17 protein-coding genes and 2 pseudogenes are annotated in these 19,236 nt (G+C 73.2%); 3 read left to right on the plus strand and 16 right to left on the minus strand.

The genetic code is table 11. The features are described from left to right. From ABTY56_RS37590 to ABTY56_RS37605, 4 genes are all read right to left on the minus strand, one after another. Positions 1–459, minus strand: a 459-nt coding sequence (locus ABTY56_RS37590; RefSeq protein WP_350634189.1) for a hypothetical protein, incomplete at its 3' end; no start/stop codon positions are given. Between the two features lie 51 nt (positions 460–510). Next, complete coding sequence (locus ABTY56_RS37595; protein ID WP_350634205.1) at positions 511–1,536, minus strand: TolB family protein; 1,026 nt, start codon at positions 1,534–1,536, stop codon at positions 511–513. A 2-nt stretch (positions 1,537–1,538) separates the two neighbouring features. Next, positions 1,539–2,966 (minus strand): MFS transporter, encoded by a 1,428-nt coding sequence (locus tag ABTY56_RS37600; RefSeq protein ID WP_350634190.1) that lies wholly within the window; start codon positions 2,964–2,966, stop codon positions 1,539–1,541. A gap of 5 nt (positions 2,967–2,971) precedes the next feature. Further along, the gene (locus ABTY56_RS37605; RefSeq protein WP_350634191.1) at positions 2,972–3,931 is read right to left on the minus strand and encodes an alkaline phosphatase family protein; all 960 of its coding nucleotides are present in this window, start codon (positions 3,929–3,931) and stop codon (positions 2,972–2,974) included. Between the two features lie 466 nt (positions 3,932–4,397). Between ABTY56_RS37605 and ABTY56_RS37610 the strand changes: the two genes are divergently transcribed. Both ABTY56_RS37610 and cobC read left to right on the plus strand, forming a co-directional pair. Then, on the plus strand, positions 4,398–5,807 hold the full coding sequence (locus ABTY56_RS37610; protein WP_350634192.1) for a cobalamin biosynthesis protein: 1,410 nt from the start codon (positions 4,398–4,400) through the stop codon (positions 5,805–5,807). Further along, positions 5,804–6,850: an Rv2231c family histidinol phosphate aminotransferase CobC gene (gene cobC / locus ABTY56_RS37615; protein WP_350634193.1), complete on the plus strand. Its 1,047-nt coding sequence runs from the start codon at positions 5,804–5,806 to the stop codon at positions 6,848–6,850. Before ABTY56_RS37610 ends, cobC begins: the two co-directional genes overlap by 4 nt. On the opposite strand, the gene ABTY56_RS37620 is transcribed toward cobC, so the two are convergent. The 7 genes from ABTY56_RS37620 to ABTY56_RS37650 all read right to left on the minus strand — a co-directional run bounded on the left by ABTY56_RS37620 (position 6,837) and on the right by ABTY56_RS37650 (position 13,375). Further along, complete coding sequence (locus ABTY56_RS37620) at positions 6,837–7,694, minus strand: MOSC domain-containing protein (RefSeq protein ID WP_350634194.1); 858 nt, start codon at positions 7,692–7,694, stop codon at positions 6,837–6,839. The two genes, cobC and ABTY56_RS37620, sit on opposite strands and share 14 nt — an antisense overlap. After that, positions 7,691–8,227 (minus strand): hypothetical protein, encoded by a 537-nt coding sequence (locus tag ABTY56_RS37625; protein ID WP_350634195.1) that lies wholly within the window; start codon positions 8,225–8,227, stop codon positions 7,691–7,693. Before ABTY56_RS37625 ends, ABTY56_RS37620 begins: the two co-directional genes overlap by 4 nt. Continuing rightward, positions 8,224–8,802, minus strand: a complete 579-nt coding sequence (locus ABTY56_RS37630; protein WP_350634196.1) for a hypothetical protein — start codon at positions 8,800–8,802, stop codon at positions 8,224–8,226. The genes ABTY56_RS37625 and ABTY56_RS37630 overlap by 4 nt, the downstream gene beginning before the upstream one ends. 174 nt (positions 8,803–8,976) lie before the next feature. After that, entirely contained in the window at positions 8,977–9,999 is a 1,023-nt protein-coding gene (gene glnII, locus ABTY56_RS37635; protein ID WP_350634197.1) for a glutamine synthetase GlnII, read from the minus strand. A gap of 258 nt (positions 10,000–10,257) precedes the next feature. Next, positions 10,258–11,310 (minus strand): SCO1860 family LAETG-anchored protein, encoded by a 1,053-nt coding sequence (locus ABTY56_RS37640; RefSeq protein WP_350634198.1) that lies wholly within the window; start codon positions 11,308–11,310, stop codon positions 10,258–10,260. Between the two features lie 138 nt (positions 11,311–11,448). After that, on the minus strand, positions 11,449–12,126 hold the full coding sequence (locus tag ABTY56_RS37645; RefSeq protein ID WP_350634199.1) for a uracil-DNA glycosylase: 678 nt from the start codon (positions 12,124–12,126) through the stop codon (positions 11,449–11,451). A gap of 157 nt (positions 12,127–12,283) precedes the next feature. Then, the gene (locus ABTY56_RS37650; protein WP_350634200.1) at positions 12,284–13,375 is read right to left on the minus strand and encodes an amidohydrolase family protein; all 1,092 of its coding nucleotides are present in this window, start codon (positions 13,373–13,375) and stop codon (positions 12,284–12,286) included. 175 nt (positions 13,376–13,550) lie between these two features. On the opposite strand from ABTY56_RS37650, the gene ABTY56_RS37655 reads away from it, so the two are divergent. Further along, the gene (locus ABTY56_RS37655; RefSeq protein WP_350634201.1) at positions 13,551–14,636 is read left to right on the plus strand and encodes a pyridoxal-phosphate-dependent aminotransferase family protein; all 1,086 of its coding nucleotides are present in this window, start codon (positions 13,551–13,553) and stop codon (positions 14,634–14,636) included. A 52-nt stretch (positions 14,637–14,688) separates the two neighbouring features. Here ABTY56_RS37655 and ABTY56_RS37660 read toward each other — a convergent pair whose 3' ends face one another. From ABTY56_RS37660 to ABTY56_RS37680, 5 genes and pseudogenes are all read right to left on the minus strand, one after another. Then, positions 14,689–16,332 (minus strand): APC family permease, encoded by a 1,644-nt coding sequence (locus tag ABTY56_RS37660; protein WP_350634202.1) that lies wholly within the window; start codon positions 16,330–16,332, stop codon positions 14,689–14,691. A gap of 266 nt (positions 16,333–16,598) precedes the next feature. Beyond that, positions 16,599–17,711 carry a hypothetical protein gene (locus tag ABTY56_RS37665; protein WP_350634203.1) on the minus strand — a complete coding sequence of 371 codons (1,113 nt, stop codon included), beginning with the start codon at positions 17,709–17,711 and terminating at the stop codon, positions 16,599–16,601. 160 nt (positions 17,712–17,871) lie between these two features. After that, positions 17,872–18,219, minus strand: a complete 348-nt coding sequence (locus ABTY56_RS37670; RefSeq protein WP_350634204.1) for a DUF6087 family protein — start codon at positions 18,217–18,219, stop codon at positions 17,872–17,874. A gap of 23 nt (positions 18,220–18,242) precedes the next feature. Continuing rightward, positions 18,243–18,728: pseudogene (locus ABTY56_RS37675) on the minus strand (JmjC domain-containing protein); the annotation flags it as partial. 12 nt (positions 18,729–18,740) lie between these two features. Continuing rightward, positions 18,741–19,236 (minus strand): annotated as a pseudogene (locus ABTY56_RS37680) (hypothetical protein); the annotation flags it as partial.

A 19,236-nucleotide genomic window follows, 5' to 3' on the forward strand; every position in this document is an offset into this window, starting at 1 on the left:
GCCGAGGGCGGCGACGAGGTCGGGCGGGAGGGGGGCGGCGGGACCGGGGGCGGGGAGGTCGTAGGCGCTGAGGAAGTCGCCGAGGCCCGGGGCCTTGCCGCCGCCGAGGCGGTAGTGGAGGTAGGCGATGGGGGCGCCGTCGGAGGTGTGGGTGTAGACGGCGCCGACCGGGACGTAGTACCGGCCGACGCCGGGGTGCTGGGAGGGGTGGAGTCCGGCCAGGCGTTCGGCGCGGTCGCGGTCGGTCTCGTGGCCGGTGCGGCCGACGGTGAGCGCGTTCACGCCGCGCACCACGAGGGCGGCGGCGACGGACACGCACAGCACCAGTCCGACGGCGACGGTGCGCCGCAGGACGGGGCGGCCGTGCAGGGCGGGCCAGGAGTCGGTCACCATGCGCTCGGGTGGGCTGCCGTCCACGGTTGCTCGCTCCCCCTCGATCAGGACGTTCGATCCGACCATTGGATCAGGACGTCACAGTGTGCTCGACGTGGGACCGTAGTCGAGAGTTCCTCAGCCCAGGTAGGCGGGGGCCACCGCGGCCTTGGTGACCGGCTGCGGGCCGCCCGAGCCGTCGGCCGGGACGGTCCACAGGTCGGCACCGTAGTCGCCGGGCAGGGCGTAGACCAGGGTGCCGCTGCCGGACCAGAGCGCCTGGTCGTCGATGTTGCGCTGCTCGGCGGTGGCGGTCTCGGTCATGGTGGCGAGGTCGAGCACGTACAGCCGCCACGGGGCGTCGTCGGGGAGGCCGGGGACGCGCTTCTTGTACGCGATGCGGGTGCCGTCCGGGGAGAGGGAGGGGCACTCGACGTTGTCGTGCAGCGCGGTGAGGGTGCGGGCGGCGAGGTCGCCGCGGACGAGGTGGGTCTGTCCGCCGCTGGCGACGGTGGCGTAGAAGGTGTTGTCGTCGGCGAAGGTGACACCCCAGACGTTGACGTCGTGCGCCTGGGACGGGTGACCGTCCAGGATGACCGCGAAGTCCTCCAGGTTCTCCCGGAGGTTCCAGTCCCGGACGTCCACGATCGAGGTGCGGGTGGAGAAGTTGCTGCCCGCGTACGAGTCGCCGCTGACGAACACCGTCCAGGCGGCGAGGTGCCCGGACGGCGAGACCCGGGACCGGGTGGGGATGCCGGCGGCGGGGAAGGAGCGCCGTTCGCGCAGGTGGTCGTCGAGGATGACGGCCCGGTAGGTGTCCTCCAGCGCGCCGCGCTGGGCCTGCAGGCAGATGCCGGTGCCCGCGGCGGCGTGGAAGCGCAGGCACTGGACCCCGGAGGCGGTGCGGGGGCCGTCGGGGTGGTCGGCGGCGACGGTGGTGATCTCGTCCCGGTGCGGACCCCAGGCCATGTTGCGGAACAGCAACTGGCGCCCACTGGTGGGGACTTGGAGGGAAACTGAGCCCGACCGGACGGACGGTCCGCCGGGCTGGGCCTGGTCCCGGCGGGCGGTGCGGTCGGCCGCGTACAGGACGGCCCCGGTGCCGACCGCGCCGAGCAACACGACGGCGACCAGCAGGATGATCACCCTGGTCCGGTTCTGCAGGTTCACGAGGTCTCCTCGACGGCGACGGGTCCGGCATCGGGTGCGACATCGGGTGCGGTGACGGTTCCGGCGACGGGTCCGGCATCGGGTGCGACATCGGGTGCGGTGACGGTTCCGGCGACGGGTCCGGCATCGGGTGCGGCCGCCGCCCCGGTCGGGCGCAGCACCGCCGCCGCGCCGAGCACGCACAGCGCCAGCGTCCCCGCCGACCAGCCCAGCGCCGTCGGGCCGCCGACCGCGCCCCACAGTGCGCCGAACAGCAGCGAGCAGGCGAACCGGGCCAGCGCCTGCCCGGTGCCGACCAGGGCGAGTCCGGCGCCGCGCTGCTCGGCCGGTACGGCGTCGGCGGCCGCGGCCGCGAGCACCCCGTCGGTGGACGCGTAGAACGCGCCGTGCAGCACCAGTACGCAGATCACCGCCGGCAGTCCGCGCAACGGCGAGAGCAGCACCCCGTACGCGAGCAGCAGCACGCCGTGCCCGGCGAGGAAGAGCCGGCGGCGGCCGATCCGGTCGGCGAGTGCCCCCAGCGGGACGGCGAGCAGCAGGAAGGCGGCGGCCGTGCCGAGCGGCAGCAGCGGGAAGAGGGTGACGGACAGGCCCAGTCGGCGCTGGACGAGCAGGTAGAGGAAGGAGTCGCTGACGGTGGTCAGCCCGAGCAGGACGGCGCACAGGGTGAGGCGCCGGAGTCCGGGCAGGCGCAGGAGGGTGAGGCTGTCGCGCAGCGAGGGGGCTGGCGTTGACGGGTCGTCAGACTGTTGCCTGCTCGGCACGAACAGCAGCAGGATCAGGACGCCCAGGGCGGCGACGCACGAGCTGACCGTGAACACCGCGTCGTAGCCGTGCCGTTCGCCGCCGTCGGCGAGCAGGGGGCCGCCGGCCAGCCGCAGCACCAGGAAGGCGGTGAGCGGGCCGAGCAGGGCGCCGGCCGTGTCCATCGCGCGGTGCACGCCGAACGCCCGTCCGCGGTGGGCGGGTTCGGTGGCGAGGGAGATCATCGCGTCCCGGGGTGCGGTGCGCAGGCCCTTGCCGGTGCGGTCGACGGCGATCACCGCGCCGATCATCGGCACGGTATGGACGAGCAGCAGCAGCGGGCGGCAGAGCGCGGAGAGTCCGTACCCGACTGCCGCGACCGCCTTGTGGCGGGTGGCGCCGTCGCGGCCGCGGCGGTCGGCGAGGTGGCCGCCGGCTAGGCGGACGAGGGCGCTGAAGCCGTTCTGGATGCCGTCGAGCAGGCCGAAGCCGAGCGGGGAGAGGCCGAGCCCGGTGAGCAGGTAGAGGGGGAGGACGGCGGTGACCATCTCGGAGGAGATGTCGGTGACCAGGCTGACGGCGCCGAGGGCGACCACCGTCGCGGGGACGGCGCCCCGTCTCGCCGGTCCTGCGGCCGGGACGACGGGGGCCTTCGAGCTGCGGGAGTCCGCGACGTACACGGGCGTCAGTTCCAGATGCCGGTGATGTCGGTGGCGCCGGCCGAGTTGCCCGCGTGGGCGTCGAGGCCGGCCAGGTCCTCCAGGGTGTGCAGCACGTCGTAGTGGTTGTAGGTGGTGGCGGTGCTGCTGCCCGGGGCGACGTGGGCGCCGTAGACCAGGGTCGGGATGCGGTTGCCGGCCATCCCGTTGTCCTCGTCGAAGGTGACGACGAGGAGGCTGTTGTTGCTCTTGGCCCACTGCGCGTACCCGTCGAGGTTGCTCTGCAGCCAGGAGTCACCGGTGCCGACGGAGCAGTCGTGCATGTCGTCGCAGAGGTCCGGGACGACGAAGGAGACCTTGGGCAGGGTGCTGTAGTCGGTGGGGAACGCGTCCATGCCGTAGGCGCTGTCGGTGGGCACGTTGCCGAAGCCGAACCACGGGTTGTGCTTCTGCGCGTAGCTGTCGACGCGGCAGTCGGTGGCGCCCTGGGCGGGCAGGCCCTCGTTGTAGCTGGCCCAGGTCTGGCCGGCGGCGAGCAGTTCGGAGGCCAGGTTGGGCTGCTGCAGCGCGCCGACGGCCACGCAGCTGTCGTCGACGATGCCCTGAGCGCTGCCGGAGAACAGCATGTAGTAGTTGGGCTGGCTGGGGTGGGTGAGCGCGTGGGACTGGGTGAGCCGCGCACCACCGGCCGCCAGGGTGCCGTTGAGGTACGGGGCGGCGGAGCTGCCGATGACCTGCGAGTAGGCGTGGTTCTCCAGCACGACGACGACCACGTGGTCCGGCGCCGGCAGGCCGGCCGCGGTGTCGGCGGCCGCGCTGCCGCCCGCGGACCAGAGGCCCAGCGAGCCGGCGACCAGGCCGAGCCCGGTGGCGAGGGCGGCCAGCGGGCGGATCCTGCGGCGGCGGGCGGGGCGCGGCGCGGCGGACGGGGCGGTGCCGGGAACGGGGGCGGGGACGCCGGGGGTGCGCGGTCGTGCGGTGGCCATGGGGTCCTCCGGAGGTCGGGGCTGCCGGGGCGGGGGCGCCGAAAACAGTAGGAGCGCGGGGGTGTCGTGTACGGCACAAGACAAGTGAAGAACAGACGAACAGCTGCCGCGAGCGGGGCCGTCCGGTTCGTGGACGTGCGGCGTTCCGGTCGGCGAACCAGGGTCAGGTCGGCACGCCCGGGATTCCGCTCGCCGCACCCCGCGTTCCGGTCGGCACGCCCGGGATTCCGCTCGCCGCACCCCGCGTTCCGGTCGGCACGCCCGTGGTACCCCGGCCTGAGCACGCCCGTGGTAGTCCGGCCCGAGCACGCCCGTGGTACCCCGGCCCGAGCACGCCCCTGGTACTCCGGCCCGAGCACGCCCGGCGGCGGACGTCACACCGGTCGTGATTGACCCTCTCCGGCCGCCCGTGGTGGGATCGCGGGGGCCGCTGCCGAGGGGCCGGGAACGGCAAGGAGCGCGGTACGTGATCGGACTGGTCGCCATCGACGGGCCGGGCCGTCCGCTCGCCGACGAACTGCACGCGCTCTGGCCGGAGGGCAGCCACGTCCACCGGGCCTCGCGCGGCAACTGCTCCCAGCCGCCGGACGTCCTGCACTTCGCGCTCCGCCGGTACCGGGCCGTGGTCGCCGTCGCCCCGCTCCCGACCGTCGTCTCCCTGCTGACCGGCGGGCTCGTCGACCTTCCGCGCGGCACGGCCCTGCTCTGCCTGGACCCGCAGCGGCGCTGGGTGATCCCGATGGCCGGCGGGGACGCCGCGGAGGAGCTGTCCGTCGAGGTGGCGGCCGCCCTCGGCGTCACCCCGGTCCCCACCGGCCACGCGCCGCGGGTCGGGGCGCCCGGCACACCTGAGGCACCCGGCACACCTGAGGCACCCGGTACGCCTGACGCACCCGGCAGGCCCGAGGTGCCCGAGGACGCCCCGATCCTGCGGATCACCGACCAGGAGGACCCGCGAGACAGCGATCTGCTGGTGCTCCCGCGCACCCTCGTCGTCGGGGTCGGCGCCGCCGGCGGGGCCGAGCGGACCGAGCTGATGCGGCTGCTGGACGTCACGCTCAAGGAGGCCGGTCTGGCCCGCGGCGCGGTGGCCCGGCTGGCCACGGTGGCCGGCAAGGCGGATCATCCGGCGGTGCGCTGGGCCGCGTTCTGCCTGGGCGGGGTGCCGGTGGACGAGCACCCGGCGGAGGAGCTGGCGGGCGTGCCGGTGCCGAACCCGTCCGCGGCGGTCGGGGCGGCCGTCGGCACGGCGAGCGTCGCCGAGGCGGCGTCGCTGGCGAGCGCGCCGGGCGGGCGGCTGGTGGTCGCCAAGCGGAAGTCGGCGATGGCGACGGTGGCGATCGCGCGGGCGGCGTCGGTGCGCGGGCGGCTCGTACAGGTCGACCTCGGGTCCGGCGGGCCCGACCTGCCGGCGGCGGGCGTGCCGGGGGCCGACCTGCCATGGCCCGACGCACCGGAGCCGAACGTGCCGGCCGCACTGCGGGGCGCCTCGGCGGTGGTGGGGACCCCCCAGGCCCTCGACGCGCTCGCGGCGGTCGAGGCGGTGGCCGGACCGCTCCGGCCGACGACGCGGCGGATCGCGGTGGACGTCGCCGCCGGGACGGCGGCGGACGGCTCCGGGGCGCCACTGGACCCCGCCGGAGCCGCCGCGCACCTCGCCGCCCACGGACACGCCGTCGCCCTGGTCACCCTCGGCGACAGCGCCGGACTCATCGTGCCGCCCGGCCCGTACGAGCTCCACCACGTGCCCGGGCCGGCCGCTCCACCCGCACCGGCCGGCACCGACACCGACGCCAAGACCACCACCGACGCCAAGACCACCACCGGCACCGCCCACCCCACCGACCCCGCCCAGTACCAGGGAGACCCCGCGTGACCGCCCCCGAACCCGACCTGCGCCACCACGGCGACGCCGAGGTCCGCGCCGACGGGCTCGGCCTGATCGACCTCGCCGTCAACGTCCGCACCGGTACGCCCCCGAGCTGGCTGCGCGAGCACCTGGCGGCCACCCTGGGAGACCTCGCCGCCTACCCCGACCAGAGCGCCGCCCGCGCCGCGGTGGCCGCCCGGCACGCCCGCCCGGTGGACGAGGTGCTGCTCACCTCGGGTGCGGCGGAGGCCTTCGTCCTGCTGGCGCGCACTCTGACGGCGCGTCACGTCACTGTCGTGCACCCGCAGTTCACCGAGCCGGAGGCGGCTCTGCGGGACGCCGGACACCCGGTACACCGGGTGCTGCTCTCCCCCGGGGACGGGTTCCGGCTCGGCGCCGTCCCCGAGGAGGCGGACCTGGTCGTCCTCGGCAACCCGACCAACCCGACCTCGGTGCTGCACCCGGCCCGGGCCGTGGCCGCGCTCGCCCGGCCGGGCCGCACCCTGGTGGTGGACGAGGCCTTCATGGACACCGTGCCGGGCGAGCGGGAGTCCCTCGCCTCCGTACGGGACCTGCCCGGCCGGGTCGTCGTCCTGCGCAGCCTCACCAAGACCTGGGGACTGGCCGGGCTGCGCATCGGCTACGTGCTCGGACCCGCGCCGCTGATCGCCGAACTCGCCGCCGCCCAGCCGCTCTGGCCGGTCTCCACTCCGGCCCTGGCCGCCGCCGAAGCCTGCAGCACCCCGGCCGCACTCGCCGAGGCCGACCGGGCCGCCGACGAACTCGCCCGCCGGCGCGACCACTTGCTGACGGGCCTGGCCGCCTTCCCGCAGGTGCGGTGGTACGGCGAACCGGCCGCCTCCTTCGTCCTGGTCCGACTGCCGGACGCCGCCGCCGTCCGCGAGCGCCTGCGTGAGCACGGCTTCGCCGTCCGGCGCGGGGACACCTTCCCGGGCCTGGGCGAGGAGTGGCTGCGGATCGCCGTCCGGGACGAGGAGACCACCGACCGGTTCCTCAAAGCCCTTGAGGCGGTTCTCAGTTCAGCCTGAGCAGGTCGCCGGTCCGGATCCGACCGGGCGCCAGCACCTGCGCGTACACCCCCGCGCAGGGCAGTGCAGGCATGCCCTCCAGCGGGACCACCCGGTTCCGCTCGGCCGGGATGCGCAGGGCCTCCGGGCGGCGGGGCAGCAGGCCGTGCCGCAAGGTGGGGACGGCGCAGCGCGGGGTGGCCGCCAGGACGCGCAGGCGCAGCGTCGGACCGACGGCCAGTTCCCGCCCCACCCAGGCGTTCTCGACGAAGCCCTCGCCCTCGGTCCGGATCACCAGGTTCGGCCGGTAGCGCTCGGCCTCGCAGCCCGTGGCGCGCAGCGTCGAGGTGGTGATCAGGTGCAGCGGAGCGAAGTCGAAGAATCCTCCCTCGGGCGCGGCGCGACCCAACTCGCTGACGGTGAAACCGACTTCGGCGGCGATGCCGTGCGCCAGCACCTCCTCCGGCACGGCCCGTTCGACCCTCGCGCCGGGCGGACGTTCGGCGACCAGCGCGACCTTGCGGCCGAGCGCCTCGGACAGCCCCGCCTCGTCCGCGGCGCACCCGTCCGGCCCGGTGACCGCCACGCCGCCGTCCGCCGTGGCCACCGCCGCGTACCCGAGCAGGCCCGACCAGAGCCGGGGCTGCTTGGCGCCGGCCACCCGCCCGGTCGACAGGTCGAGCAGCGCCCACTCCCGGTCCCCGGCCAGGCCGCGGCCGGTGACGTCGGCCGCGGCCAGCTCCTCCCCCAGCAGGGACTTCACCGGGTAGCGCCGCAGCCGCTCGACCGAACCGAGGCCGACACCGGCACCAGCACCGACACCGGCGCCGGCGTCGAAGCCGCCGCCCGCGTCGGAGCCGCTCACTGCTCCTCCTCCGCCCATTCCCGGAGCGCCTCGAAGTGCAGCTCCCGCAGGCCGAAGCGGGGGTCGACCCAGAGCGCCACGGCCGGGGCCGGGTGGTTCGCCGCGATCCACTCGATGTCCTGCGGGCCGAGCTCGTCGTCCACCCAGACGAACGGCCGCCCGGCCGCCCAGGCGACCAGATCGCGGGTCTTCCAGTGCAGCCCGTCCGGATCCTCGCCGAACATCTCCGTCCAAGGGACGTAGGGGAGTTCCGGCAGCCCGACGTTCGGGCCGATCATGGCGTTCGCGTCGTCCGTCCAGGTGGTCGCCCACACCAGCTCGTACGGCAGCGTCAGCAACTGCGGCCCGTGCGCCGGGTTCAGCCACACCCGCAGCGGCTCCACCTGCTCCCGCGGCTGCGGCGCGTGGCGGGCCACCCACGACTCGGGGAGCAGCCGGTGGGTCCGGTAGCCCTCCGGCTGACGGGCCCCGGGCGCGGCGAAGGGGTTGAGCGGTCCGTCCACGTCCAGGAAGAGCAGCGGCTGTCCGGTCATGCGGCGGCCGCCCACTCCCGCAGGGTCGCGAAGTCGTCGGCCAGCAGGCCTATTCGGGGGTTGACGTGCAGGGTGAGCGCCGGCCCGGCGTGGTTCGCCGCGATCCACTCGGCGTCCTGCGGGCCGAGCTCGTCGTCCACCCAGACGAACGGCCGCCCGGCCGCCCAGGCGACCACGTCCCTGGTCTTCCAGTGCAGCCCGTCCGGATCCTCGCCGAACATCTCCGTCCAACGGATGTACGGGAGTTCGGGCAGGCCGATGTTCGGGCCGATGTGGGTGTTCGCCTCGCCCATCCACCCGGTGGCCCACACCAGCTCGTACGGCAGCGCCAGCAACTGCGGCCCGTGCGCCGGGTTCAGCCACACCCGCAGCGGCTTGACCCGGCCGACCGGGCGCTTGGCGTGCTTCGCCCGCGTCGCCAGCCTGGCCTGCGCCGCCGCCAGCCGCTCCTGCTTCGCGACCCACCAGGTGGGCAGCAGCCGGTAGGTGCCGTAGCCGTCCGGCCGCCGCTTCGGCGCGGCGTAGGGGTTGAGCGGTCCGTCCACGTCGAGGAGGAGCAGGGGCTGCTGGGTCATGCCATGAATTCTCGGTCCGGCGGCGGTGGTTGACCAGCGATTTGCGGGTCACGATCGGGCCCGGCCACGCATGCCCCGCCTGACGCGACGCCCCCTGTCCCGGCACTCCCTGACGCAACGCCCGCAGGCCCTCCCCCGGGCGGGGAAGGGCCTGCGGTGCGGATCAAGCCGGGATCAGACCTGGCCGGCCTTCTCCAGGGCCTCGCAGCAGGTGTTGATCAGGAGCCGGGTGACGACGTAGGGGTCGACGTTCGCGTTCGGGCGACGGTCCTCGATGTAGCCCTTCTGCTCCACCTCGACCTGCCACGGGATGCGGACGGAGGCACCGCGGTTCGAGACGCCGTAGCTGTAGACGTTCCACGGGGCGGTCTCGTGCTTGCCGGTGAGGCGGGACTGGATGTCGTCACCGTACTGGCTGACGTGCTCCAGCACCTTCTCCTGGGAGGCCCCGAGCGACTCGCAGGCGGTGATGATGGCGTCGTAGCCCTCGCGCATCGCCTTGGTGGAGAAGTTGGTGTGGGCACCCGCGCCGTTCCAGTCGCCGCGGGCCGGCTTGGCGTCGAGGGTGGCGTCGATGCCGAACTCCTCGGCGGTGCGGTAGAGCAGGTAGCGGGCGATCCACATGTCGTCGGAGACGGTCAGAGCGTCGACCGGGCCGATCTGGAACTCCCACTGGCCGGGCATGACCTCGGCGTTGATGCCGCAGATGGCCAGGCCGGCGTCGATGCAGCGGTCCAGGTGCAGCTCGACGATCTCGCGGCCGAAGACCTCCTCGGCGCCGACGCCGCAGTAGTAGCCGCCCTGCGGGGCCGGGTAGCCACCCTCCGGGAAGCCGAGCGGGCGGGAGCCCTTGAAGAAGGTGTACTCCTGCTCGATGCCGAAGATCGACTCCTGCGAGGCGTACTTCTCGGCGACCTCACGCAGCAGGGCGCGGGAGTTGGACTCGTGCGGGGTGCCGTCCGTCTCCAGGACCTCGCAGAGGACCAGGATGTGGTCGCCACCACGGATCGGGTCCGGCGTGACCTTCACCGGCTCCAGCACGCGGTCCGAGGCGTGGCCCTCGGCCTGGTTGGTCGAGGAACCGTCGAAGCCCCAGGTCGGGATCTTGTCGGCGTTCGGCAGGACGCGAGTCTTGGAACGGAGCTTCGCGGTCGGCTTGGTGCCGTCGATCCAGATGTACTCGGCCTTGATTGCCACGGCTTGTCCCTCGCGTTGCTGGGTGGTGGGTGCCCGCGTAGCGTCGCAAGCCGCCGTTTCCCGGTTGTTCCTCTCATGTAACGCGCATGTGAACCAACCGTCCGCATTGGCACGGTCACGGTGCGGGAGTGCCGGGGGTGGCACTCCCGCCTCGCGCGATGCACGCATCCCGCCTCGGGGACCCCGGGAGCCCCGCCGGAGTGTCCCGGGGACAGCACGACGGGGCCCCGACCACCACGGCGCCTCGGTGTCGACGCCTCAGTGCCGGCGGGCGTGCGCGGCCCGGCGACGCCGGGTGGCCCACAGCGCCGCCGCGCCGCCCCCGACCAGGGCGGCCGCCCCGGCGGCCAGCGGGCCGGTGGCACTGCTGCCGCCGGTGGTGGCCAGCCGCTCCGGCTGCGCGGACTTCTCCGCCCCGGCCTGCGGGGCTGCAGCGCGCGAGGTGGTGGTGTCGGCCACCGGCTGAGCGGAGGCCGCGGCGCTCGGGGCGTTCGTCACGGACGGGGCGGCCGACGGAGCGGAGGGCTTCTCGCAGCCCACCGAGGCGACGGTGACCTTGCCGCTGACCTTGGCGACGTTCAGGTTCAGCGGGTTCACCTCCACCTGCACCTCCAGGGCGGAGGCGGCGGCGGTGGTCGAGGTGGTCGTCTTCTTGGAGAACTCCACCGTGACGCTGCCGATCAGCGGCACGTCCACCTTGGTCGGGCCGTACAGGCCGACGGTGACCGGCTTGCCGAGCACGGTCAGCTTGGCCGGCGCGACCACGTCCGCGGTGGGCTGCCCGTCCACCGGGCAGGTGGCCTCGGCGCTCATGGCCTCCAGGCCGAGCAGGGCGGTGGCGGGCAGGCCGGGGGCGTGCACGTCGGCGTTGACCAGCTTCACGGAGGCGGTGGCGCCCTTGGCGTCGACGCGGGTCACGGACTTGCCGACGTCGGCCTTGACCAGGGTGACCGGGCCCTGCTGGTCGACGCCGTCCACCTTGGCGGTGAGGACGGAGCCTCCCCCAGCCTCCGGCCGGGGGGACCCCCATCGCTGCGCGGGCGACTCCACCTTGTTCAGCGCGATGTTCACCGGGACGTCCACCGCGTTGTTCAACAGCTTGACGTCCAGCGCGAGTTCGGCGGTGACGGCGCGGGCCTTGCCCGGGAAGGGCTCGGCCGACGGGGCGCCCGAGGCTGCCTGCGCAACGGGAGCGCCCGGGGCTGCCGGGGCCGCCTGGACGGGCCCGGCAGTGAGCAGCGTGCCCGCCGCCACCACGGCGGTGGTGGCGGCGACGGCGGCGGTTGCAGAAACGATTCGGCGAGCAGACAAGGCGGTACCCCCACACAGATGGAACGATGAGCCGCCAGTCTTCTCGAACAATCCGTCACACGAGCAACACGGAACGTCATTTCACCCGTTGGAGTGAGATTGACGTTCCGCGCTGACCCGACTCTGCTAGAAGTGGGCCTACGGCAGCCGCCAGTCCACCGGCTGCGCCCCCTGCCGCACCAGCAGCTCGTTCGCCCGGCTGAACGGCCGCGAGCCGAAGAAGCCCCCGCTCGCCGAGTACGGGCTCGGGTGCGCCGACTCGATCGCCGGGACCTCCCCCAGCAACGGCCGCAGGTTACGGGCGTCGCGCCCCCACAGGATCGCCACCAGCGGGCCGCCGCGCGCCACCAGCGCCCGGATCGCCTGCTCGGTGACCTCCTCCCAGCCCTTGCCCCGGTGTGCGGCGGGCTTGCCCGGCGCGGTGGTCAGCGCACGGTTGAGCAGCAGCACACCCTGCTGCGTCCACGGGGTGAGGTCCCCGTTGGACGGCTGCGGCAGGCCGAGGTCGGTGCCGTACTCCTGGTAGATGTTGATCAGGCTCGCCGGGATCGGGCGCACCTCCGGCGCCACCGAGAAGCTGAGCCCGACCGCGTGGCCCGGGGTCGGGTAAGGGTCCTGCCCGACGATCAGCACCCGCACGTCGGCGAGGGGCTGCTGGAAGGCCCGCAGCACGTTCGGGCCGGAGGGCAGGTAGGTACGGCCTGCGGCCAGCTCGGTGCGCAGGAAGTCGCCCATCGCGGCGACCCGTCCGGCGACGGGTTCCAGGGCGGTGGCCCAACCGGGCTCGACGATCTCATTCAGTGGACGCGGTGCCATGGTCGCCACCCTATCGGCCTACACCGACAGGGCGTTCGGCGGATGATCATGGCATCGAGGGCCCCCGCGACGAGCCGCGCGACGGCACCTGCGGCAGCCCGACGGACCCGCCCGATGGCCCCGCCCGAGGGGCCCCGCTCACCGCCGCGCCCCACCCTCAGCCGATCGGCTTCCCCCGCAGCACCACCAGCCGCGGGTCCGCGAGCACCCGGACGTCCGCCCGCGGGTCCTGCGCGTACACCACGAAGTCCGCCGGCGCGCCCTCCTCCAGGCCGGGCCGCCCCAGCCACCGCCGCGCGCCCCAGCTCGCCGCCGACAGCGCCTCGGCCGGGCTCAGCCCCGCCTTCACCAGCTCCGCCACCTCGTCCGCGACCAGCCCGTGCGCGAGCGAGCCGCCCGCGTCCGTGCCGACGAACACCGGGATGCCCGCGTCGTGCGCCGCGCCCACGGTGTCGTACCGGCGCTCGTGCAGCCACCGCATGTGCGCCGACCAGGCCGGGAACTTGGCCTCGCCGCCGGCCGCGAGGTCCGGGAAGGTCGCGATGTTGACCAGGGTCGGGACGATGGCGACGCCGCGCTCGGCGAAGACCGGGATCAGCTCCTCGGTCAGCCCGGTGGCGTGCTCGACGCAGTCGATCCCGGCCGCCAGCAGGTCCGGCAGCGACTCGGCGGAGAAGCAGTGCGCGGTGACCCGCGCGCCCTCCTCGTGCGCCGCCGCGATCGCCTCGGCCAGCGCGTCGCCGGGCCAGCAGGCGGCGAGGTCGCCGCGGTCGCGGTCTATCCAGTCGCCGACCAGCTTCACCCAGCCGTCCCCGCGCCGGGCCTCGGCCCGGACGTACGCGGCCAGGTCGCCGGGCTCGATCTCGTGCGCGTAGTTGCGGATGTAGCGGCGGGTGCGGGCGATGTGCCGCCCCGCGCGGATGATCCGGGGCAGGTCCTCGCGCTCGTCGATCCAGCGGGTGTCGGCGGCCGAGCCGGCGTCGCGGATCAGCAGGGTGCCGGCGTCGCGGTCGGTGAGCGCCTGCTTCTCGCTGGTCTCCGCGTCCACCGCGCCGTGCGCGTCCAGTCCGACGTGGCAGTGCGCATCCACCAGTCCGGGCAGCACCCAGCCGGTCACCGTGCGGACGTCCCCGGCGGTCGGCGGGCGGGTGAAGCTCACCCGGCCGTCCACCACCCAGAGTTCGTCCCGGACGTCCTCCGGACCGACCAGCACCCGACCCCGCACGTGCAGCACCGCGCCATCGCTCATGGCCGCACTCTACCGACGGAGACCTTCCGTGTAAGCAGCGAAGATGCGGCAGACTCGTTCCCGCACCGACCATCCCCGCAGCGAGAGGCCTTTTCAACGTGAGCGAGCGAAGCGAGCGAGCCATCGAGAGGTGCGCGTGGGCGAATGCCCCCGCTGAGCGCAGCGAGGCGGGCGCATGAGTCCCTTCCTCGACCTCCCCCCGCTCAGCGCCGCCGAGTTCGCGGCGATCGAGGACCAGGTGGCCGCGCTGCTGCACACCGAGGCCGACGTGATCGTCACCCAGGGCGAGGCACTCCTCCCCCTGGAGGCCGCGATCCGCGGCGCCGCGCACCCGGGCTCGACGGCGCTCAACATCGTCACCGGCCCGTACGGGCAGACCTTCGGCAACTGGCTGCGCTCCTGCGGCGCGACCGTCGTCGACCTCGCCGTCCCCTTCGACAGCGCGGTGAGCGCCCGGCAGGTGGCCGAGGCCCTGGACGCCGAGCCCGCGATCGACTTCGTCTCGCTCGTCCACGCCGAGGCGGCGACCGGCAACACCAACCCGGTCGCCGAGATCGGCGCCGTGGTCCGCGAGCACGGCGCCCTGCTGATGCTCGACGCGGTCGCCTCCGTCGCCGCCGAACCGCTGCTCACCGACGCGTGGGGCATCGACCTGTGCGTGATCGGCGGCCAGAAGGCGATGGGCGGCCCGGCCGGGGTCTCCGCCGTCTCGGTGTCCGAGCGTGCCTGGGAGCGGATCGCCGCCAACCCGGCCGCCCCGCGCCGCTCCTACCTGTCGCTGCTCGACTGGAAGGAGCGCTGGACCGACGCCGGCCGCGCCGTACTCCCGCACGCCCCGGCCCAGTTGGAGATGCTCGCGCTCGGCGCCTGCCTGGACCGGATCGCCGCCGACGGCCTGCCCGCCGTCATCGCCCGCCACCGCGCCGCCGCGGCCGCCACCCGGGCGGGCGTGCGCGCGCTCGGCACGCTCTCCCCCTTCGTCACCGAGGACGCCCACGCGGCCCCGGTCGCCACCACGCTGCGCACCCCGGACGGGCTGCACGCGGGCGAGCTCGCCGCCCGCCTCGACCCGGCGCTGCCCGTCCAGCCGGGCGGGGGCGCGCTGGCCGCCTCGATGCTCCGGGTCAACCACTACGGCGCCGCGGCCTCGCTGGACACCGTCCGTGCCTGCCTCGGCGGGCTCGGCGACGCCACCGGCGCGGACGCCGGGCCGGCCCTGGCCGCCGCCGAGGCGGCCTGGAAGGCGGCCGTCGAGGCGTAGGGACACAGCAGAGCGGCCCCCGCCTCGGGGGCCGCTCTCCCGTTCACCGGGCTCAGTGCCCGCCCGAGTCCACCACCTCGACGCCGCGGATGTTCCGCTCGATCTCCTCCGCCGGCAGCGCGACCGCCAGCGCCCAGTAGTAGATCACCAGGGAGAACACCACCACGACGAGGATGTCCCACCACAGCGGCAGGTTCCCCTTCGCGCCCTCGCCGAAGGTGCCCTGCCAGGAGGTGAGGCCCATGCCGACCAGGTAGACCGGCAGCCACTGCCCCGCCTTGAAGTCCATCCGCGGCGCGTTGGGCACGCCCTTCGAGACGGCGTAGGCGGAGTAGCCGCCGAGCAGCACGTACCCGATCACGATCGCCAGGCCCAGGCGCCAGAGGGTGTCCCAGCCGGACCAGTAGATGACCAGGCTCGCCACCACGAAGGCGATCGGCGAGATGACCGTGCCGCCGGGCAGGTGGTAGGAGCGCTCCATCCCCGGCAGCCGCTTGCGCAGGACGCCGAAGGCCAGCGGGGCACCCGCGTACATCAGCACCACCGCCGAGGTGATGAAGCCGACCAGCCGCTGCCAGCTCGGGAAGGGCAGGAAGCAGATCACGCCGGCGACCCACGCGATGATCAGACCGAGCCAGGGCACCGAGCGCTTGTCGGTGAACTGCAGGGCCTGCGGCGCGTAGCCGTTGCGGCTCAGGCCGTACGTCACCCGCGAGCTGGAGGTCATGTAGACCAGCCCGGTGCCGGCGGGCGAGATGATCGCGTCGATGAAGAGGATGGTGGCCAGCCAGCCCAGGCCGATCAGGGTGGCGAGGCCCGCGAAGGGCCCACTGATGCCGGGGTAGGTGAGCGTGCCCCAGCCGCCGGCGAAGGTCTCCGGCGGCAGGGCGCCGATGAACACCACCTGGAGCAGGACGTAGATGACCGTGCCGATCACCACCGACCCCAGGACGGCCCGGGGGATGTCCCGGCGGGGGTTGCGGCTCTCGCCGGCCCACTGGATGGCCTGCTCGAAACCGAGCAGCGCGAAGATCACCCCGCTGGTGCTGATCGCGGCGAGCACGCCCTTGGCGCCGTCCGGTGCGAAGCCGTGGACGTTGAAGTTGGAGCCGTGGAACTCGGTGATCCCGAGGGCGAAGATGGTCAGGATCGGGACGGCGACCTTCCACACGGTGGCCACGCTGTTGGTGTGCGCGAGGAGCCTGACGCCGAGGAAGTTGATCGCGACGAAGACGCCCATCAGCGCGGCCGCCACCACGAAGCCGGAGGCGGTGAGCGTCAGGTTCTTGTTCAGCAGGCCGTCCGCCCAGGACCAGTGCTGGGCGTAGTTGATCATCGCCTGCACCTCGATCGGTGCGATGGTCGCCGCCTGCAGCCAGGTGAACCAGCCGAAGGACATCCCCGCGAACCCACCGAAGGCGTAGTGCGGGTACCGCGCCGTCCCGCCCGCCACCGGGAACAACCCGCCCAGCTCCGCGTGCACCAGCGCCAACAGGATGATCGCCACCGCACCGACGCCCCACGACACCAACGCTGCGGGTCCCGCCGCCACCGCCGCCTTCTGCGCCCCGAACAGCCACCCGGAGCCGATGATCGCGCCGACCGAAGCCCACAGCAGCCCGGCGACCCCGACCTCCCGCTTGAGCCCGGTGTGCCCCGAGGCAACCGGCCCCGTGTTCGTATCGGAATGAGCCATGCCCGGCCGCCTCTCGTATCGGGGGAAATCCACCCCGACACTGCCGCAGCGCCGCCCTCTCCCCCTCCCCGAAACACCCGGCACCGGGCCCCCGTCAGCCAGACGGCGGAAGCGGCCGCCGGTGCCGACCGCTTCCCTTTCCCTGTAGCACATTGAAAGCTCCTACACAGCGATAGTCTCCTCGTCACGCCCCGCGACCAGCGGCTGCAGCTCCACATGGCCGTCCGTAACAGCGATCCGCCGACACCGCCCGAGAGAGAACTGCCTCAGTCAGCCGACCCGGCCGTTGGATCTGAATCCTTCTGGGTCGTCGCTTCGCCTTCAGCCACCGCAGTGGGCTCTACGGAATTCTCCCCACGCACTGTTCGCAAGACAGCAACGAGACGCAGGGCCTCAGTGAGCCCGTGGCGGAACGACAGCAGTAGAAACGTGAGTAGCGGGACCGTGAACACCGCCAGGGGCGCGGTGACGAAGGCCGGGAGACCGAACAGCCCGACTGTGACAGCCAGTGCGGTCGTGAGCAACAAGGCCGTGACCGTGGCGATGGCCAGCCTCCGTCCATCGGCGCGGTCCGGCGACTCCGGAGCGTTCGTTGGAAGCTCTGGGGGTTGTCCGATCGAACCCAGAAGATCGGTGAAACACCCATCCGCAGTCTGTTCAGCAATCGCCGATGCCAATACTGCGAGCTCTCGCGTGGCACGCTCCCGGTCCGGGAGCAACTGATCAGCAGTCCTTTCCAGGAGTGCTGCGACCCGCTTGGCATGATTGCGTAGCGTTGCACGGGTCCCTACTCGGGAACCGTAGTCGGTTGCCGCGCGGCCTGCCGCGTCGACCAAGGCTTGCCCCAGGGCCTGCGCTTTCACACTCAACTCGGCTGCCTCCGCGTGCCCAGCTCCGGGTTCGCAGAGCCGAGCGCATGCCCGGAGGACATCAAGCGCTGGGAGTACGGGCCCGAAACATGGCCTGAACCGAGCGCCGCTCCACGAGTTGCTGAGCGTGGAGAGCGCGACGAGTGCGACGGCGCCGGAACCCGCGATCAGTGCAAGCCCGACCTTCTGACCATGAGTCGGACACGGACCGAGCTCCTGGCCGGCCGCTGGAAGGTGTCCCCCAGGGGTGCATGCCCCCTGCATCGCCGCGAGAATCACCTGCGCGATTCCCCCTGCCAATAGGACAGCCATGAACAGCTTGGTCAGCCCCGATCCCGTGTAGTGATAGACCAGAGCTCGGCGCAGAAGACTCACATCAAGCGGTCTCCCGAGGACCGTTCGCAGATCCTTCGCCGCTGCGGCAGTGCGCTTCTCCACGGCCCGGTGATGAAGTCGCTGGAGCGGACGCCACAAGGGCGGCACGATCGACGGATGCTGAGCGAGCGTCATGCCCCCAGCATGCCGGTCTCCTACGACAGCCATCCCCCTTTCCTCCACCCACTTCGGCGTTCTGTCGACAGGCCGGCAGCCCGAACGCCACCCCACACCAGCCCTCTCCCTGGAAAGCCACACAACGGTCCCGCCCCGAGAGCCTTTCGGGGCGGGACCGTCAGCTGTTCGGAGGAATCGATCGCCGGTGCCGGCCGCTCCCTTTCCGCAGCAACGCGACCGGCGTGTCGTCCTGCGCCTCGACCAGCTGCCCGTCCCGCCGCACGATCAGCGGATACGCCTCCCCGAAGTCGGCCGCGACAGCGACCGGCCGCCAGGCCCGTCCGTCCCACTCGACCACCAGCCGAGGAAGGTCCTGGAACGGATGCAGGCCCTGCCGGTCCTCGGACACGAGCACGATCGCGTCCCGCGTCCCGGGCTCCCGGGACCGCCCGGCCCGGGCCGCGTACCACTCCGACAGTGACTCGTCGTCAGGAAAGACCACGGTTCGGACCCTCCGGCTCGGCATCGCTCCGAGGTTAGCCCGTCGCTCTACTTCGGTTCCTGGTTCAACACCGACAACCGCTGAGCGGCCCTCAGACGCAGCGCGGGCACCTCCGTGGGCTGCTCGGCCACCCACTCGACCAGCACGGCCCGCAGCCGTGCCGATAGGTCAAGGAAGTCTCGACCACCGAGATCCGGCGGCAGCGCGGCACGCAGCGCCTCGGATTCCTCACCCAGCTCCAGCAACCTCTTCAAGGCCCAGTGCACGGTCAGGAGCTGCACGCCGAGAGTGATGTGCAGGCTGTGTTCGCTCTCGGTGCTCTGCCCTGCGTGAACCCAACCCCGGGGGATGAACAGCACCTGCCCGGCCCGCAGGGTCACCTCGAAGTCCGGCTCCGCCTGTTCGAACCTCATCTTGTCCGCCGGGTCGAACCCGATCCTCGACCAGTTGTGGTGTTCGAGCGGGTTGACGAACACAGGCTTGAACACACGCCACCGCTTCGCGCCTTCGGTTTGTGCGATGAAGACGTGGTGACAGTCCCAGTGCTATCCGAAGCCCTTGGCCCCACCTGCCGGCGTGAGGTAGACGTTGCCGGTGACGGGGTGTCCGAGCTGAGTGGACAGGGCCTTGCAGAACGTCACCAGCGGTGGCCACGACCGATGCAGCCCGTTGAGGACCAGGGTGTCGGTGGGGTGGTCGGCGCTGGGGCTCTCAGCGGTCAGCACCCCGTCGCGAACCATCCCGAAACCTCCGGGACGCAGGTCCGGGTCGGCCAGGATCTCGCGGGCCGCCTGACGGCTGGCAAGCAGCCGCAGGTCGTCGGCGTCCTTGTCGTACACGGTCGGGGTGTCCGGCCACGCGTTTCGGAAGGTCTCCGGGTCGGCGACGAGGCGGTGCAGTGAGGTCATCATGGTGTGGTCCTCCTTTGCTCGGTACGGAGCACGGCGGCCGCCCTGCGTGGCAGGGCCCACCAGTCCGCAGCCGATCCGCGGCATGTGGACGGAGGCGCCGAGTGCGAGCGCGTGCTCGCCCAGGGTGGCC

This window comes from Kitasatospora sp. NPDC097691 (assembly GCF_040302665.1).
GTDB lineage: Bacteria > Actinomycetota > Actinomycetes > Streptomycetales > Streptomycetaceae > Kitasatospora.

What these genes read in the sequence shown, in the direction of transcription:
- ABTY56_RS37670 (WP_350634204.1), bottom strand. Translation starts at nt 18,219, where the DNA reads ATGCCGAGCCGGAGGGTCCGAACCGTGGTCTTTCCTGACGACGAGTCA.
- ABTY56_RS37660 (WP_350634202.1), bottom strand. Translation starts at nt 16,332, where the DNA reads ATGGCTCATTCCGATACGAACACGGGGCCGGTTGCCTCGGGGCACACC.
- ABTY56_RS37625 (WP_350634195.1), bottom strand. Translation starts at nt 8,227, where the DNA reads ATGACCGGACAGCCGCTGCTCTTCCTGGACGTGGACGGACCGCTCAAC.
- ABTY56_RS37605 (WP_350634191.1), bottom strand. Translation starts at nt 3,931, where the DNA reads ATGGCCACCGCACGACCGCGCACCCCCGGCGTCCCCGCCCCCGTTCCC.
- ABTY56_RS37645 (WP_350634199.1), bottom strand. Translation starts at nt 12,126, where the DNA reads ATGGCACCGCGTCCACTGAATGAGATCGTCGAGCCCGGTTGGGCCACC.
- ABTY56_RS37665 (WP_350634203.1), bottom strand. Translation starts at nt 17,711, where the DNA reads ATGACGCTCGCTCAGCATCCGTCGATCGTGCCGCCCTTGTGGCGTCCG.
- ABTY56_RS37630 (WP_350634196.1), bottom strand. Translation starts at nt 8,802, where the DNA reads ATGACCCAGCAGCCCCTGCTCCTCCTCGACGTGGACGGACCGCTCAAC.
- ABTY56_RS37650 (WP_350634200.1), bottom strand. Translation starts at nt 13,375, where the DNA reads ATGAGCGATGGCGCGGTGCTGCACGTGCGGGGTCGGGTGCTGGTCGGT.
- ABTY56_RS37655 (WP_350634201.1), top strand. Translation starts at nt 13,551, where the DNA reads ATGAGTCCCTTCCTCGACCTCCCCCCGCTCAGCGCCGCCGAGTTCGCG.